The organism is Brevirhabdus sp. (assembly GCF_052826345.1).
This window is the reverse complement of record NZ_JBRBUA010000032.1, coordinates 1-3,770: the sequence shown is the minus strand read 5'-3', so window position 1 is coordinate 3,770 and position 3,770 is coordinate 1. Positions and strand designations below refer to the sequence as shown.

General features: G+C 63.8%; 4 protein-coding genes and 1 pseudogene. 3 read left to right on the top strand and 2 right to left on the bottom strand.

The features are described 5' to 3' along the window. Both ACU0BR_RS04875 and ACU0BR_RS04870 read right to left on the bottom strand, forming a co-directional pair. Positions 1-507: isocitrate/isopropylmalate family dehydrogenase (locus ACU0BR_RS04875; RefSeq protein WP_446155727.1), on the bottom strand; the 507-nt coding region annotated here is incomplete at its 3' end. 121 nt (positions 508-628) lie between these two features. Continuing rightward, on the bottom strand, positions 629-1,282 hold the full coding sequence (locus ACU0BR_RS04870) for an alpha/beta hydrolase (protein ID WP_446155726.1): 654 nt from the start codon (positions 1,280-1,282) through the stop codon (positions 629-631). A 172-nt stretch (positions 1,283-1,454) separates the two neighbouring features. Between ACU0BR_RS04870 and ACU0BR_RS04865 the strand changes: the two genes are divergently transcribed. From ACU0BR_RS04865 to ACU0BR_RS04855, 3 genes and pseudogenes are all read left to right on the top strand, one after another. Continuing rightward, positions 1,455-1,916: an Rrf2 family transcriptional regulator gene (locus ACU0BR_RS04865; RefSeq protein ID WP_446155725.1), complete on the top strand. Its 462-nt coding sequence runs from the start codon at positions 1,455-1,457 to the stop codon at positions 1,914-1,916. Continuing rightward, positions 1,913-2,959 carry a cysteine desulfurase family protein gene (locus ACU0BR_RS04860; RefSeq protein WP_446155724.1) on the top strand — a complete coding sequence of 349 codons (1,047 nt, stop codon included), beginning with the start codon at positions 1,913-1,915 and terminating at the stop codon, positions 2,957-2,959. Before ACU0BR_RS04865 ends, ACU0BR_RS04860 begins: the two co-directional genes overlap by 4 nt. A gap of 115 nt (positions 2,960-3,074) precedes the next feature. After that, positions 3,075-3,770: pseudogene (locus ACU0BR_RS04855) on the top strand (Fe-S cluster assembly protein SufB); the annotation flags it as partial.

Here is a 3,770-nt window from a genome sequence, read left to right as displayed (position 1 = left end):
GTAGACGTCCTTTTCGATCACCTCGCCGTCTTCGCCGACGAATTTCATCGTCAGCTTGCCGGGGCCGGGGAATTTCATGTCCGTCGCGCGGTACTGGTCGCCGAAGGCATGGCGGCCGATGACGATGGGCTGGGTCCAGCCCGGCACAAGGCGCGGCACGTTGGAGCAGATGATCGGCGCACGGAAGACGACGCCGCCCAGGATGTTGCGGATCGTGCCGTTGGGCGAGCGGTACATGCGCTTCAGCCCGAATTCCTCGACCCGCGCCTCGTCGGGCGTGATGGTGGCGCATTTCACCCCGACGCCGATTTCCTTGATCTTTTCGGCGGCATCCACGGTGATCTGGTCGTCGGTGCGGTCGCGCTCCTCGATGCCCAGATCGTAGTAGAGCAGATCGACGTCCAGATAGGGCAGGACCAGCTTTTTCTTGATGAAGTCCCAGATGATCCGGGTCATCTCATCGCCGTCGAGCTCGACGACCGGGTTTTCGACCTTGATCTTGGACATGGGCAGCACCCCCTTTGAATGAATCGATTGCGCGCGTCATAGCGCAGGCACGGCGAATTAGAAAGACTGTATACGTTGGCATACCGAAGCCGCGCCCGCGCGCAGCCGCACCCGGTGCGTCCTAGCGCGTGGTTTCCGTCAATCGGCGGCTGACATAGGTTTTGACCGTGTCGAGCATCCCGTCCATGTGGCTATCCTCGAAGAAGTGTCCCGCGCCCTCGACCTCCTCGTGGGTGACGGTGATCCCCTTCTGCTCGTGAAGTTTTTCCACCAGGTTGCGCGTGTCCGGCGGGGGCGCGACGCGGTCGGCGGTGCCGTTGATGATCAGCCCGGATGCCGGGCAGGGCGCGAGGAAGGAGAAGTCATACATGTTCGCGGGCGGAGAGACCGAGATGAACCCCGTGATCTCGGGCCTGCGCATCAAAAGCTGCATGCCGATCCAGGCGCCAAAGCTGAATCCCGCGACCCAGCAGTGCTTGGAATTGTTGTTCATGGATTGCAGGTAATCCAGCGCCGAGGCCGCATCCGACAGCTCTCCGATGCCCTGGTCGTATTCGCCCTGGCTGCGCCCGACACCGCGGAAATTGAACCGCAGGACGGTGAATCCCATCTTGTAGAAGGTGTAATGCAGGTTATAGACGACGCGATTGTTCATCGTTCCGCCGAACTGCGGATGCGGGTGCAGCACGATCGCGATCGGTGCGTCCTTCTGTTTCTGGGGGTGGTAACGGCCTTCTAGCCGACCTTCTGGTCCTGGGAAGATTACCTCGGGCATTCAATTCCTGCGATGCTGTTTTCGTTGCCGGCCAATCTTGACGAGTTTGGTCGGAAACTTTAGAATGGTTCTAAATTCCGGCGGGATCGGCGGAACGGGATCGTATGCGAGGTAAAGCGCCGCGCGCCCGCCGTCAATGGATTTGCGGGAAACCGCCAGCAACGAGGCGCAGATGAAGTTCAGCACGAAGGGACGGTACGCCATGGTGGCCCTGGCCGATCTGGCCAAGCGCCCCGAGACGCAGCTGGTGTCGCTGGCCGAGATTTCGCGCAAGCAGGACATTTCGCTGCCCTATCTGGAACAGCTTTTCGTCAAGCTGCGGCGCGCGGGGCTGGTGGAGTCGGTGCGCGGGCCGGGCGGCGGATATCGGCTGGCGTGCCACCCATCGGAAATCCGCGTCTCGGACGTTCTGGGCGCGGTCGATGAGACGGTCAGCGCGATGCATACCGGGGCGGGCGCCTCGGGCGGGCTGTCGGGATCGCGCGAACAGTCGATGACCAACCGCCTGTGGGAAAGCCTGTCGGCGCATGTCTATGTGTTCCTGCATCAGACGCGCTTGTCGGATGTGGTGGAAAACGAACTGACGCCATGCCCCGCCGTGCCCACGCTTTTCGCCGTGGTGGATGAGGAATGAGCCCGCGCGCCTATCTCGACTGGAACGCCTCGGCGCCGCTTTGCGATGCCGCGCGCGCGGCCATGCTGGAGGCGATGGACCAGACGGGGAACCCCTCGTCGGTGCACGCCGAAGGACGCGCCGCCAAGGCCATCGTCGAGCGCGCCCGGACCCGTCTGGCGCAGGCGCTGGGGGCGCAGGGGGCGGACATCGTCTTCACCTCCGGCGCGACGGAAGCGGCGGCATTGGCACTGGCGGGGCGTGATCTGCGCGGCGGTGACATAGAACATGACGCCGTCACGGCATGGATCACGCCCGATCTGCCGGTGGATGCGCGGGGGCGGGTGGCCATCACGGACCCCGGCCATTGCGCGGTGCAACTGGCCAACAGCGAAACCGGCGTGATCCAGGATCTGCCGGAGGGGGTCGCGGTTTCCGATTTCACCCAAGGTCTGGGCAAGATCCCGGTGGCTTTCGACTGGTCCGCCGTGCAGATGGCATTCGTTTCGGCCCATAAGATCGGCGGGCCGAAGGGCGTGGGCGCGCTGATCCTCCGGCGCGGCACCGATCTGGCGGCGCGCATCCGGGGCGGCGGTCAGGAAATGGGGCGGCGCGCGGGCACCGAGAACGTGGTCGGGATCGCGGGGTTCGGCGCGGCGGCGGAGGCTGCGGCCGCGCAGTTGGCCGCCGGGGCCTGGGCAGAGGTGGAGCGGCTGCGAAATAATCTGGAGGCGACCCTAGAAGCCGAGGCAAAAGAGACTATTTTTGTCGGGAAAGAATCGCGCCGCCTGCCCAACACGATCTGCATGGCCACTCCCGGCTGGAAGGGCGAGACACAGGTGATGCAGATGGATCTGGCCGGGATCGCGGTTTCCGCAGGATCGGCCTGTTCCAGCGGCAAGGTCCGCGCAAGCCGTGTGCTGACCGCGATGGGGCACGGGCCGCAGGTGGCCGCCGGTGCGATTCGCGTGTCGATCGGTCCCCGGACGACGGCGCAGGAGCTCGACCGCTTTGCCGACGTCTGGCTGTCGCACCACCGAAAACACCGGGCGCGCGCCGCCTGAACGAATTGAAAGCGGGGCCATGGCACCCGCATCGTCCGCACGAAGGCCCCTACCGGCCGCTGCGGTGACCGAACAAAGACCGGGCAGGGACCGGCTAAAGGAAAAGGACGCTGAAATGACAGCTTTGGACGAAATTCGCGAAGGCGTCGATCGGGAAACCGTCGAAACCGTTCAGTCGATGGCCGGCACCTACAAGTATGGCTGGAACACCGACATCGACATGGAATACGCCCCCAAGGGGCTGACGGCGGATATCGTGCGCCTGATTTCCGAAAAGAACGAAGAACCGGAATGGATGACCGAATGGCGGCTCAAGGCCTATGAGCGCTGGCTGACCCTCAAGGAACCCGACTGGGCGATGGTGGATTATCCTGAAATCGACTTTCAGGATCAGTATTACTATGCCCGCCCCAAAAGCATGGAGGTCAAGCCCGCCTCGCTGGACGAGGTCGACCCCAAGCTGCTGGCGACCTACGAAAAGCTGGGCATCCCGCTGAAGGAGCAGATGATCCTGGCGGGTGTCGAGGGCGCCGAGGACGCCCCCGCCGAGGGCCGCAAGGTCGCGGTGGATGCGGTGTTCGATTCCGTTTCCGTCGGGACCACCTTCCAGAAGGAATTGAAAAAGGCGGGCGTCATCTTCTGCTCGATCTCCGAGGCGATCCGCGAACATCCCGAGCTGGTGAAAAAATACCTCGGCTCGGTCGTGCCGGTGTCCGACAACTTCTACGCGACGCTCAACAGCGCGGTGTTTTCCGACGGCTCCTTCGTCTACATCCCGCCCGGCGTGCGCTGCCCGATGGAACTGTCGACC

Excerpts from the sequence above, each read along its gene's own strand:
- ACU0BR_RS04865 (WP_446155725.1), top strand. The coding sequence starts at position 1,455 with ATGAAGTTCAGCACGAAGGGACGGTACGCCATGGTGGCCCTGGCCGAT.
- ACU0BR_RS04870 (WP_446155726.1), bottom strand. The coding sequence starts at position 1,282 with ATGCCCGAGGTAATCTTCCCAGGACCAGAAGGTCGGCTAGAAGGCCGT.
- ACU0BR_RS04860 (WP_446155724.1), top strand. The coding sequence starts at position 1,913 with ATGAGCCCGCGCGCCTATCTCGACTGGAACGCCTCGGCGCCGCTTTGC.